Genomic DNA, 12446 nt, shown 5'->3' with positions numbered 1-12446 from the left:
TGAATGTTGGACCATTTCAGTTTGTTCAGAAAATGCTAACTCATCTCCTTCTTGGAAGTTGTCATTGTTACAAAGTAATTTCCATCTCTGACAAAAATAGAAAATACAACATTTCCACATAATAAGAAAAAGTTTGTTTATCAATTAACCATAGGATTTCAACTCTTAGTAGATTTTCCATTAGAAAAAATCCTTATCTATCTTGACTTAAGTCTTTATGGTTGTACTTAGCCAGGAAAGGGATATGTTTCGTTAATCTGTCATACATGTAGAACACCACTTGTACCAAAGGCTCCAGTTTTTTGGAAGACTGCATAACGAATATGCTTACCCCATATGAAATAAGGGCGCCACCAATCACGTCTGCAGGATAATGGACTCCGACGAATATACGCGAAATGCCAACGATAATAGCCCATACTAATATGGGATACTTCCACGAGTCGTTTCGTAGCACCATCGTACATGCTATGGAGAATACTAATACCGAGTGATCACTTACAAACGAAGAGTCAGCAGGATGCAGTATTAACTGATGAACATGGTGTGCCATGAATGGACGTGGATGATAGTAGACAAGGTGAAGGATTGCGTTTATGAACAATCCAAGTAAGCAAGAAAAAACAGCGTATATAGCTGTGTACTGTTTTTCCGCTCGTTTTTCTTTGTTTGCAATAAACCATAGGAACAACATAAGTGCGATTACCACATATGGAACGCTATTAGTGATGAATATCATTCCTCTATCTAGATAAGAGAAATGGCCGGACCAACCGTTAATCCATTGAAATATTTCATAGTTCATATTGTTCATCTCCTTGCTTATATGGTTTTGGTTTCTCATTTAAAATCAAGTTGACCAGAAACATGCATTCTAAGTGTATCGAAGGAACCTGAACATCCTATGAAAATTAGGTTAAAAATAAATTAAAAAAGAAAAACAAATGCGAGTTTAGTGCTATAGTCTTTTAAAAATGAAGGCAAAAACAAATAGTAAGCTATTGCATGTGCAAAGCGTCTTTTGATGTATTTTGGAAGCCTATCGTGAACTTAATTGAGGCTGAAGAAATGGAATTTTTAGTTGTTAACGCACAACATATGAAAGCAGTCCCTGGTCGAAAAACAGATGGCAAGGATGCTGAATGGATAGTTCAACTTCCTCGTCATGGGTTGTTGAAGGCAAGCTTTATCCCTTTCGAAATCAGCGAGAATTGCGTGAGCTTGTTCGTTATCGCAGAAGTATTATTGAAGAACGAGCTAGACAGCATAATTTAATTCAAAAGGTTCTTGATGGTGCAAATATCAAATTAGGCTCTGTCGTATCGGATATTATGGGCGTTTCATCAAAGGACATGCTTCATGCGATCGCAAATGGTGAGGATGATCCTGAGAAACTAGCAAACTTTGCGAGACGTTCGATGAAGAAGAAAAAGGAGGATTTAATCCTTGCCCTGAATGGGTACGTGAATCCTAATCAGGCATGATGCTCAAAACGATTCTAACTCATATTGACTTTCTGACTGAACAGATTGAAAAACTCGATCAGGAGGTTGCCCAAAGAGTTAGTGTACCAAGAAAGCATAGAACGATTGGATTCAATACCCGGTATTGCCATTCGAATGGCAGAACAAATTCTAGCTGAAATCGGAACAGACGTTGAAAAACAGTTCGAAGTGCAGCCAGATTATGTTCATGGGCCGCCCTCGTGCCAGGACACAATGAAAGTGCAGGAAAAAGGAAGTCCACCAGAGCCAAAAAGGGAAATAAATATTTAAAGTCTCCTTTAACCGAAGCTGCTCATTCAATTGGAGCCTCTAAAAGCTATCCTGGCCCTCTATAAAGACGGACAGCTGCAAGAAAAGGAAGAAAACGAGCTGGAATTGTCGTTGCTCACGCCATGTTAAGAATTTCATTCAGTTACTAAACTCTCACTTTGCAGTCTTACATCTCGAAAGTGGAACAAGAGGTTAAGGATGTATTAAAACAGATACCTTTTGCCAAGAAGCTGCTTGCCATTAAGGGAATTAGTGAAATTTCTTTAGCCGGAATATTAGATGAAGCAGGAGATCTAAGTGGTTTTTCAAACGGTAATTCTTTACTTTGGCACACTGGGTTGCATCTGGCTAAAGCAAGCTCTGGTAAGTGGAAAGGCTAAATTGTCTTCTCTAAGCGTGGGCGATCCAGGCTAAGACGTTTCCTTTACTTAGCCACCATGAGCCTTTTGATGAATAACACGGAATTTCGAGCTATTCACTCCAAATAATGTTAAGGTGAAGAAAATGAAATCGATTATGAAATTGGTAGGTAAGCTAGCTAGGATATTTGTTGGAATAGCAGGCAGAAACGAGGCTTATTGTGCAGAAAAAGTTCAACCTATTACTGAACCGGTTGCGTAATTTTAAAGGGGATTTTTTAATTGGGTTCTCGAGGGAACATTCAAAAGCTAATTTTTTCATAGACTTTTTCTTTTTACGAATGTTGGCTTATTCGTAGGATTTCAAATATGTGCGGAGTACCAGATTTCTTCAACAAAAGAGCACTGACCCATCAGGTTAGCATAACTGGCCTCCACCCCTTGGATAGGCATGAAGAAGGAATGATAGGGCAGTTGACCTGTTGAGACATGGGAGGGAAAGCCTCCAGGGGCGGCGTGGAGAATGTACATAATATGGCAAAATGTGGAGTCTTGTACAACTCCTTTATTTCACTATGATTTCACGAAATCTTCATGTCCTGAAATCACTCCATTTAACTTTGACCTTACAATCAAGGGTAATGAAATCCTGCGAATAAGTGAGCATTCGAGAGATATTTGCATCAAACTTAGGGAGTTGAAGAGTGCTGTTTGATCTTTATTCAACAATTGGGCCAGATTGTTGAATAAGATAGTAGTTTAGTTATATAGATTATAAATACACATAACGTTATAATTTTCAGAGTATTGAAAAAATATCGAGGAGAGGATTATAATGAAACAAAAATTGTTGGTATTTCTTTCATTTTTGGCGTTAACCACAATGTCATTTTCTATTCCCAATGTAGAGGCTGCAAGTTATAACGGGAAGAGTCCAGTTTCTACTGGTTGTCAAAATGATGCCTACACGGCAGTTTCTACGAATGTGAAGAAGGATAATGGAACCATTGTTGGAACAATTCAGGTGAAATATAGTCCATCCTGTAAGTCTGCTTGGGCGAAAACTACATTTAATTCTGCCTTGCCATCCGGTTATACAGGGAATGCCTTTATTCACCAGTATAATTCCGATCATTCGATAAAGCTCCGATCATATGATTGTAATAGTTCTGGAGGAAATGGAAAAGTACTTTCCGGACAAAAATCATGTTATACCCCCATGGTTGATGATCCAGTGGGAAATTATGCGAAAGCAGAAGGATATCGATCAACAAGCTCGAATCCTTTTGAGGCTTATGGTATTACTGGATACTATTAAATAGGGGTCCTGCCGACAAAACGCGAATACGCTAAGACAATTTTTGGAATAAAAAGCCCTGGATTTTCTACGCTAAGTAGAAGATTCAGGGCTTTGTTTGAAAGACTTATCTTAATTGTTGAACACTTTTTATAAATATCTTTTTCATCATATTGTTTAACAGTTAGCCAAGGTTCAATTAGCATTTTTAAGTCCTGTTGAAATATGGTAGAATCCGCATTAGTTATCCGATTATTCGGTTCGATAATTTACAAAGTTTGTAAATTTTTATACATATGGCCCCTTAATCCTCGAATCGTTTCCGTGCCCTTAATAAAGTTGTATCGTTTTGAAAAAAGAATGATTGAAAGATGGGCTATATTTGATGTGAAACGTTGATTATGGGGAAAGGTAATAAATATATCGTTAATTGTGTGATTTACAAAATTGATCCGGAGAAAGCTGTGTTTAATAATAAAACGGTTAAATAACCTGACCCAGAATTCTATTACAATGCGTCTTTCCCTCATACCGTCAATAATAGTGGTAAACATAGTCTAATTGTGGCTGACGGTGTAGATGGTGCAATTGAAGTAAAGCCTGATAGAGCTATTTTTCATGAACTCCAAAGAAGATTAGTGCAAGGTATATCAGTAAAAAAATTGCGTCGACGAGTCAATACACTTATTTACGAAAATTCTAAGCCAGAATATATACGCAATCATTCAAAACAGGTCCCTTTTTTTATTTTTAGTATAAAGGCTTCTTGGATATCTACCTATACTGATGAACAAAAAGCAGGCTGGTTCTTTGAGGAATGGGGCGACAACACTCTTGCGGGATTTCTTTTGTATTTGTATTTGTACTATGGAGCTTCAACTGATTTGAATGAAAGTTATTTAAAATACTATTTACTATCTGGGAATTATAATACTAGGCCGGTATAGAAACTTGAGCATCCAGTTGGGGTGCTTTTTTGTCTGAGTTTTAATGAATTTAAGATGATGATTGAAATAATAAAAGGAAGCATCTATTTGATGTTTTAAGTCCTTTAATTTCAGTAAATATGGCAGATATAAAGAGAGTGGGTGTCAGACACCGATTGATAACTGGAATTTAAAGACTAATGGCTCATTTACAAACTATTCAGTTAAATACATAATTAGGAATATTATGAATAAGGAGGGATTACATGTATAGAAAATCACTAACAGTACTATTAGCTGCGGGTATGGCTCTATCAACTGGTACAGTATTTGCACAAACAAACGGGGCAACAAATGCCCAGTCTGACACAGCTTTTGATAACAAAGTTATCAAAAAAATTAGTGCGGACAATATGTATAATACGATTGCCTATCTATCAGAGCAACCGAGGGCTGCTGGTACAGAAGGGGAGCTCCGTGCAGTCAAATACATAGAAAGTCAGTTTAAGAGTCTTGGTTTTGAAACAAAGGTTCAGCCTTTTCCCATCTATGATACGGTGCAAAATGTAAAAGTGAAAATTGGTGACAGTGATTTAGGAGGAACACCGCGTGCCCTTAGCGGCAGTATCAGCGGAAAGGTAACGGCCGAACTTGTTAATGTTGGAAAAGCAAAGCCAGAGGAAGTTGGAGAAAATGTATCTGGGAAAATTGCACTAGTTGAACGTGGGGACATTACCTTTGTTGAAAAGGTTCAGAATGTCCTAAATAAAGGAGCGGTTGGCGTTTTAATGTACAACAACTCACCATCAGGAAATAATTTCGGACAAGTATCAGCGGGGCAAAATATACCTGCTGTAGCCATTACCCAAGCCCAAGGGTTAGAATTGGTCGAACAGCTTAAATCTAAACAAATCACGTCCACTCTGGAAGTGGGAAAAGCTGAAAGAATCGAAAAGACATCCTACAATGTCATCGCTTCCCTAAAACCAAAAGCCAATAAGGATAATGGTCAAATCGTGACTGTTGGAGCCCATCATGATTCTGTCTCGGGCGGCCCTGGTGCAAACGATGATGCTTCTGGTGTATCAGCTGTGCTGGAACTGGCAAGGATCCTGGCCAAAACGCCAATTGACACTGAAATTCGCTTCCTCACGTTCGGATCTGAGGAAAGAGGGCTCGTTGGATCATCCTTCTATGCAGATTCCCTTCCCAAAGAGGATGTAGACCGCATGGTGGCTCACTTCCAAATGGATATGATAGGCGGACGTGATGCTGGCGAGGATAATCCTGCAGGTGGTTTGATTATGTATACCATTGATGGAATGAAAAACCTTGTGACGGACCTGGGTTCCTCAGCAGGGGCCAGAACGATGGATGTTGCGATTCCTTATGGACAGCTGGGCAGGAGTGACCACCAACCATTCCATGAGCTTGGCATTCCATCCGCCTTGTTTATCCATTCCCCTGTAGAGCCTTGGTATCACCAGCCTACAGATACACTGGATAAGATATCGAAAGAAAAATTGCAGCAAGCAGCTGAAATTGTCGGTGCCAGTGTGTATCAAATTGCCCGTCCGGAAACTCCGGCATTAACAAATGCACGTGTAGCACCTGTCACGGTAGACTATGATTTTGATGACCGTCCGGTAGATTAAATACTTCATTGTACAGAATTACGAGATTAATAATGGATCTTGGAGAAAATCAGGAGGGCAGCTGTGTAGTTTACAGATGCTCTCTTCTTTTTATCGGCCAGCGCCTCGTGCTTAATTTTTTCACTATAATTAAACACTAATAATCAGGAAAAAGACCATATAAAAAATAAAACGCAAACTTCAATTTTTTGAAAAAGAGCAGCGCCCTAATAAAGTTCACCAAATAAATCGGTGGTTAGTATGCTTCTAATATATTTACGGTATATCCTAATTTTTCTAACCTTCGACCGAATTGCGTACAATAGAAGCTTGCTAAACTAAGTTGTTTGACACATTGTACGAGACCAGTGCTTTTTTTACCGATTTAGAAGCGCATGGAAATTATTTATAAATACTAATATGCTTATGAAGTGATGAAAATAGGATAAAAATTCAGTCGTTATTAACTGAAAATTCTTAATTCACACAAAAATAAGTGTAAAATATTATAAAACAGTTATCTAAGTTTGTGGGTTACTATCTCTTAATAAGGAGGCGATACTCTTAAACATGTATGGAAATTTATTTTTTAGAAAAGAAATATTAGTAGGATGCAGAAAAGGAGAAATTTATTAGTCTAGAAAGGAATTAAAGCAGCTAGTAGACGCTGGTAATGCGGGTTTAGGTATTGCGTTTCCACCAAGTCATTCATTGTTTATTTTATTGGGATTCGCTCCTCGGAAGGACAACTTTATGTAGCATTACTTACTGGGGGAGCTTATCAAATTTTATACAGACTATTTTTAAAGATGTGGTTTGTTCAACGCAATAAAATTAAAGCGCTTTCAACAGAATTTGTTCAGCCCATTAGCCAGTCATTTCGTGTTGTATTCAATTAAACTATGTATTTTAATATATAGAAAAAATCACTATATATACATACTGGAGGTTTTAGGATGAAAAAGAAAAAAGCATTATCCGGCCTGATGGCTGTGAGTTTACTAACAGTAATTCCGTGGAGTTCTGGACATGCTGAGAAACCTCAACGGACAAATGTGAATACATATGAGGAACAGGACGGAAGCAAGTTTAATAGCGAAAACTATGACTTTGTGAAATTCTCACAAATTGGTTCCAAATTAAAAGAGCTTGAAAAACTTTCAAACCGTGTGAAAGTTGAAGTCCGTGGAACATCAGCTGATGGAAACCCACTCTACGTTGTCACGATTGCTGACCCAACAACGCAAGGGAAGTTTGGAAAAGTGAAGGCACTTAGAAAGCAAATGTTTAAGAATCCAGGCAAAGCTCAAGAATGGGTTGCCAATAATCCTGACTTTAAAGTTCCAATCATGATTAATGGTTCTATTCATGGGACTGAATTTGTCGGAAGCGATGCAATCCTTCAATTAATTGAACGTTTTGCTACCCAAAATGATTCAACAACCAAAGACGTTTTAAAGAATAACATTCTTATTTTCAATGTGGTACAAAACCCTGATGGACGTATTGATGCCACCCGCTTTAATGGCGAAGGAATTGACATAAATCGTGACTTTATCACCCAGTCGCAGCCAGAAACAAAAGAGATGGTTGAGCTCATTAAAGAATGGAACCCGATGGTGTTCCTTGATACTCATGGCTATGTGAAGAATTATCAGCCAAATCTGCAGGGGTTAATTGAGCCTTGTACGCCACCCCATAATCCTAATTACGAGTATGACTTATACGGAAAATGGGCCTATAAACAGGCAGAAGCGATGGAAGCGGAAATAATGAAGGATCATGGGAACTATTCAGGATCCTTGTATCAAAACATGAAAGGTACCTATATTCCGCTGCGCGACGATTCCGCTGGCTGGGATGATTACCCACCAATTTTCACACCAATGTATGCGATGTACCATGGTGCTTACGGTCATACATTAGAAGCTCCAACAAATGATTGGGATGGCGTACGATGGATGTATAATTCGATTATGGGGGCACTGAAATTTGCAACAGCTAACAAGCAATCCATGATTACTGATCAAATTGAAATTTTTAAAAGAGGAATTAACTTTGACCATCCTTTTCATAAGGAAGGGCTGTTTCCAAAAGCTTACATACTTCCACTAGACCCTAAGGATCCGACTGTTACGAATAAGGCAGTAAATCATTTGATCAATAATGATATTGAAGTTGTTCAAGCTGTGAATGCATTTGAATCGGATGGAGTGTCATATCCAAAAGGAACTTATCTCGTTGAGATGGATCAGGCGAAAGCCGGATTAGCAAACACGATGCTCTGGGATGGGGAAGACATCACGAACGATACCCCAGCGATGTACGACATTTCCGCATGGAGTTTACCGGAGCTTTGGGGATTCGAGGCAGTAGCCACACAAAATCCTATTAAAGTTAAAGCAACGAAAGTAAACCAGATTACAGGTCAAGGAACGGTTTCAGGAAAAGGACCGTTTTTGATTCCGAACAGCTCTGTCCAATCGGTAAATTTAGTGAATGCATTGCTTAAGCAAGGAATACCTATAGTACGTGATGCCCAGGGCAACTTCTTTGCAAAAGCAGTAGCTAATCAGGTATCAGCAGCGGTGAAAGAATCTGGGTTACAGGTTGGAACTGCTGAGGTACCAGGAGATGCAGTGGCTATTACGACTTTAAAAGTGGCTATATTAAAGGATGGAGGTATGGGTAAACAGAAATCACACGCAGGAACAAAGCTCGCTTTGAAAAGACTAGGTTTTGATGTGACAGAAGTTACGCCAGTCGAAGTGGCTACAAATACCCTTTACGGTTTTGATATTTTTGTCTATAGTGGAACGGAAAGTCTAATTTCTACCAACCTATCTCAAGCTAATAAAGAATTTGGATTACAGAACGACGGGCAACTTAATGCGTTTAAAGAAAATATGACAAGCTTCTTAAATGAAGGAGGCAAATATATAGCTGTAGGTGCTGGGGCATCTAGAGCAACTAAGACACTTGGTCTTACAGACGACATCATTAATGTAGGAGGTTCCAACAGTAATGGTATCGTAAAAGTCGATTATGAGGGAACCGGTTTAACAGCAGGATATGGTGAGGATGATATCGGCTTTGTCTATCGTCCAACATGGTTCACGGGTACGGATAATGATGAAGTCGTCGCGACCCTTGCAGATTCAGATAATTTCTTCGTAGCTGGTCACTGGAAAGATAACATAACCGCCAAGGGCCAAGCCGTAATCGTAAAAGAACAGAACAAAGATGTAACTCTTATTGGGTTAGAAGCAGGTTTCCGCGACCACCCGGATTACTTGTTCCGTCTTCTATCAAATGCAATTTTTGAAAAATAGTAGAAATAGCCAAAGCCGGATTCAGCAATGAATCCGGCTTTGGCTATTTAAAAAATGCTAAACGCCTGCTACTAAGTCTTGAACAATTATCTCAGCAATTGCTATAACGGAAAGGATTGGGCTATATTTCTGATGAGGTTGGAAGTAAATCATGCATCACAATGTTATCAATGGTTCTCCAGACAAAAAAGCAAACCCCGCAGGATTTGCTTATTCCGTTATAAAGGAACACTTTCCTTAATAACCATTCTGTTTTGATGGGCATCCATTGAAAAACCACATTGGTAGCTTTATACTTGCATGAAAGAAATATTTGCTTATTCAACTACCGGGGCATACTTTAATAAGCGTAGTGTCTTCGTACTGTGACATTATAAAAAAACAGAAAGTATGCTGAAGTTATCTCGACATCTAAAGCAGCAGTCAGCTTTACAATTTTTAATGCCGTCACATTGGATCTTCCAGAAGCCATTTTCGATGGACCCCCAGAAAGAAAGACAATGAAGCTCCGCAATGGGATACGATTGATCTCGAACAGCTTGTCTCAATAGTTAGTCAAGCCTCTGCAGTGCTTTAATTTCAAATCAATTCTTTAAATCATTGGATGTAAATATTAAGAAACCCGGCTAATCTTCTCATGTGAAGATAGCTGGGTTTTTAAAGTTGGATGTGCAAAATAACATTTAAAATATATGCAAATTATCAGTCGAAAATCACACTAGTTTTCTATCTTCATGTACGAGCGACTTCTTGGCTGAGCCAAACGCAATTAGTGATAGTTCATCTGCTTATATTTACTAGATCGCTATACAAAACCAACTTGTTTGGTGATTTCTTGTAGGACTATTGGAGATAAAAAGCGTTGTAATTCTTGTGCGAAAAGTGTTAGTTCACTAGAGATGATAGGATTCATAAAAACACCATCCTATCTCGTAAACTTCTTTCGATAAGCATAGCGTTTTTTCATTTTTGAAGGTATCGTTTTAACTTAGCTTGATGGGCATGTGACGCTACACCTATCAAGTTTATCTTAGGTGATGTTTCACCATTTTTTTATATAAAGTAGATCGGTGTATGCCGAGAATTTTAGCTGCCTTCGATTTGTTTCCGTCTACTTTCTGTAAGATGTTTGAAATAAGTTCACGTTCACGTTCTTCGTTCGCCACTTTTTCATTAACCAGCAAATTAGAGGTTGTTGAACTATTTCCTTGGTGAGGAGAACCTAATTGCTGATCTAATTCTAGATCAGTAGTTATAAGAGGATTAATAGTATGAGTTGAAATCTGGCCTGTTTTTTCACTAGGATTTTTACTATTTTTATTTTTAGTCCTCATAAGATAGTCTGTAAGATGTGGTGGCAGATCTTCGAGTTGAATTCGTGCTTGATCTGAAATAACCACTAAGCTTTCTAAAAGGTTTGCCATTTCCCGAACATTTCCGGGCCAATCATATTGAATGAAGCTTTCCAAGACTTCTCGACTTAATTTAACGGGGGGGATTTGGTGTTTATTGCAAGAATCTTCTAATAATTTTGATACTAAAATAGGAATATCTGTTTTTCTATTTTTGAGGGGAGGGATGTGCAAACGAATGATGTTTAGACGATAGAATAAATCTTTACGAAAGGTTCCCTTTTCAACCAACTGCTCTAATGGCTGGTTCGTTGCGGCAATAATGCGTACGTTCACATGTATTTCATTAATGCCCCCAATCCTTTCAAATTTTTGTTCCTGCAAGATACGGAGCAGTTTAGCTTGTAGGTGTAGGGACATGTCTCCAATTTCATCCAAAAAAAGCGTCCCATTATGAGCCAATTCAAATTTTCCTGGTTTTCCTCCCTTGCTTGCTCCTGTAAAAGCCCCGTGGTTGTACCCAAAAAGCTCAGATTCAAGCAACTCATCAGGAATAGCCGCACAATTAATGGATATTAATGGACCATTTTTTACTGGACTTAAATTATGAATAGCTTTGGTAAACAACTCTTTTCCAACACCGCTTTCACCGATAATTAAAACCGTAGCCATTGTCTTTGCTGCTCGACGGGCTATTTTTTTAACTTCACCTATAGAGCTACTTTCACCGATGATTTTATCAAATGTAATCGTTTCTTCATCTTTCTTGGGATATTCAAGTGTAATGTGTTTATGGCTCGATTTATCCTTAAGGGTCTGCATCCTATCAAAGACTTTAGAGAGCTCTGAAACTCCTTCGAAAACAAGCATCCCTATTGCACCAATCACTTTATCATTTCTCCATATCGGAATTACGCTAGCAATCATTTCTTGCCCCTGCAAAATAACCGCATTATTGCGTTCAGGAATACCCGTTTCAAGAACAACTGGCAACCGGGTATTGTCAATTACTTCAGTACAATGCTTACCTATAACTTCTTCCTTTCTCATTTGTACGAAACGGCTGTAGGAATTATTAAAAAGTTGGATTACGCCGTTTTGATCCACTACTGTTATACCTTCATAGGCTGTATCAAAACAAAGATCGTACATTTTTACTATTTGATCTAATGATTGTACTTCTTCGCTCAATACAAAGAATTGGTTTAGCAAACTTCTCGTTGAAGGGAAACGACCAATAAGACGTCCATTTCTATCTAATACTGGAATACGCGTTCCAAACTGAAAGGAAAGTTCGTTTATAGGATCATCAGCATAGCAAGCAGGGAACTTCTTAATCATGATATTTTGAATTTCTTGTTCTAAAGGTATGCCATCCAAAAATGCTCTCATTATTATTGAGAAAGTGACAATCCCCTTTACTATACAATCTTCGTTAACCACTGCAATGTTATCTATTTCGTATTTCGACATGATATTAGCAGCTTTATAAATAGAGTCGTGAATTTGTAATAAATATGACTCTTCTTCCATCCAATCTTCAACGATACCGTCCTTAAAAATATTATAGGAGACGCCTTTATTATTTAAAACATTCATCAAGAATCACCTATCTTATATATAATTTTAAATTGATATGAATTTTGAATAATTTTAATATTCAAAATAATACTAAAGGAAATTGTTGTCATTTGTCAACGAAGTTGTTCTTGTTTATCTACATAATTATCAATAGAGTGTTGCTTTTTGGAAACAGATATTTAAGAAACGG

General features: G+C 38.1%; 8 protein-coding genes and 3 pseudogenes. 8 read left to right on the top strand and 3 right to left on the bottom strand.

What is annotated here, in order from left to right:
- Positions 1–193: 193 nt before the first annotated feature.
- Positions 194–805 carry an undecaprenyl-diphosphatase gene (locus UP17_RS12620; protein ID WP_061463323.1) on the bottom strand — a complete coding sequence of 204 codons (612 nt, stop codon included), beginning with the start codon at positions 803–805 and terminating at the stop codon, positions 194–196.
- Between the two features lie 200 nt (positions 806–1005).
- Here UP17_RS12620 and UP17_RS29540 point away from each other — a divergent pair.
- The 8 genes and pseudogenes from UP17_RS29540 to UP17_RS12585 form a co-directional block, all read left to right on the top strand.
- A pseudogene (locus UP17_RS29540) lies at positions 1006–1137 on the top strand (hypothetical protein); the annotation flags it as partial.
- Positions 1138–1142: 5 nt separating this feature from the next.
- The gene (locus tag UP17_RS28835; RefSeq protein ID WP_250211661.1) at positions 1143–1484 is read left to right on the top strand and encodes an IS110 family transposase; all 342 of its coding nucleotides are present in this window, start codon (positions 1143–1145) and stop codon (positions 1482–1484) included.
- 221 nt (positions 1485–1705) lie between these two features.
- Positions 1706–1840 (top strand): transposase, encoded by a 135-nt coding sequence (locus UP17_RS28830; RefSeq protein ID WP_081108810.1) that lies wholly within the window; start codon positions 1706–1708, stop codon positions 1838–1840.
- 114 nt (positions 1841–1954) lie between these two features.
- Positions 1955–2396 (top strand): annotated as a pseudogene (locus UP17_RS26530) (transposase); the annotation flags it as partial.
- Positions 2397–2969: 573 nt separating this feature from the next.
- Positions 2970–3452 (top strand): DUF2690 domain-containing protein, encoded by a 483-nt coding sequence (locus UP17_RS12605; RefSeq protein ID WP_061463321.1) that lies wholly within the window; start codon positions 2970–2972, stop codon positions 3450–3452.
- 542 nt (positions 3453–3994) lie between these two features.
- On the top strand, positions 3995–4378 hold the full coding sequence (locus UP17_RS12595; protein ID WP_061463319.1) for a hypothetical protein: 384 nt from the start codon (positions 3995–3997) through the stop codon (positions 4376–4378).
- Positions 4379–4623: 245 nt separating this feature from the next.
- Complete coding sequence (locus UP17_RS29255) at positions 4624–6012, top strand: M28 family peptidase (RefSeq protein ID WP_061463318.1); 1389 nt, start codon at positions 4624–4626, stop codon at positions 6010–6012.
- A gap of 935 nt (positions 6013–6947) precedes the next feature.
- Entirely contained in the window at positions 6948–9323 is a 2376-nt protein-coding gene (locus tag UP17_RS12585; RefSeq protein ID WP_061463317.1) for a M14 family zinc carboxypeptidase, read from the top strand.
- A gap of 735 nt (positions 9324–10058) precedes the next feature.
- Here UP17_RS12585 and UP17_RS29715 read toward each other — a convergent pair.
- Positions 10059–10236: pseudogene (locus UP17_RS29715) on the bottom strand (IS4 family transposase); the annotation flags it as partial.
- Positions 10237–10348: 112 nt separating this feature from the next.
- Positions 10349–12274, bottom strand: coding sequence for a sigma 54-interacting transcriptional regulator (locus UP17_RS12575; protein WP_081108809.1), 1926 nt, complete (start codon positions 12272–12274; stop codon positions 10349–10351).
- Positions 12275–12446 lie beyond the last annotated feature (172 nt).

Source organism: Peribacillus simplex, assembly GCF_001578185.1.
Taxonomy (GTDB): domain Bacteria; phylum Bacillota; class Bacilli; order Bacillales; family DSM-1321; genus Peribacillus; species Peribacillus simplex_A.
The sequence above is the reverse complement of the archived record's forward strand: the minus strand, read 5'-3'. Positions and strand labels throughout refer to the sequence as shown.